The 550-nt window shown below is 66.0% G+C and carries 1 protein-coding gene and 1 pseudogene; one reads left to right on the top strand and one right to left on the bottom strand.

Annotated elements, in window-relative coordinates:
- Positions 1-195 (top strand): annotated as a pseudogene (locus AC4FS3_RS29300) (hypothetical protein); the annotation flags it as partial.
- A gap of 64 nt (positions 196-259) precedes the next feature.
- Here the strand turns inward: AC4FS3_RS29300 and AC4FS3_RS29295 are convergent.
- Positions 260-550: DUF736 domain-containing protein (locus tag AC4FS3_RS29295; RefSeq protein ID WP_491023463.1), on the bottom strand; the 291-nt coding region annotated here is incomplete at its 5' end.

The raw sequence follows: 550 nt of genomic DNA, 5'->3' as shown, positions 1-550 counted from the left end.
ATGAACGTGCAGACCAGTGACCATCGCGGCGGCTCATGCCGCACCAACCGCATCGAGGCCCGGCCAATCGCCCGGCTTCGCCACAAGGACGATGGCAGGGTCATTGGCCTGGTTTATGAATGGAACACGGGCGAGACGCAGACGGCCTGGTTCGGCAAGGCCGAGCGCAGCTTCGTGACAGAAGAGTTGCGCTGAGGGCCATTGCTCGCTGGCAAGATGAAAGGCCCCGGCCTTTCGACCGGGGCCCTGGTTGCGGGGATTACTCCCCTCGGCGGCTGTTGGGGCGCGACCAGATCAGGCTCGAGCCCTCGCCGTCCTCGTCGTCGAAGAGGTTGGCATAGATCGGGTGCGCAAAGCTCGGATCGTCCAGCTTCAGGCCCAGATAGTCCCGCCCCTCGTTCGAGCGCTTCGACCAGGCGGCGCCGATCTCCGCGCGGCCTACCAGGATCCGGTGCGAGGGCGCATTCTCGCCGGTGGCCCGCAGGTCGGGGACGATGCGCACGCCCTTGGCCTGCACGCTCAGGGTGACGATTTCGCCGGTGTATTCGTT

Source organism: Pseudogemmobacter sp. TB195, from assembly GCF_058313095.1.
The sequence above is the reverse complement of the archived record's forward strand: the minus strand, read 5'-3'. Positions and strand labels throughout refer to the sequence as shown.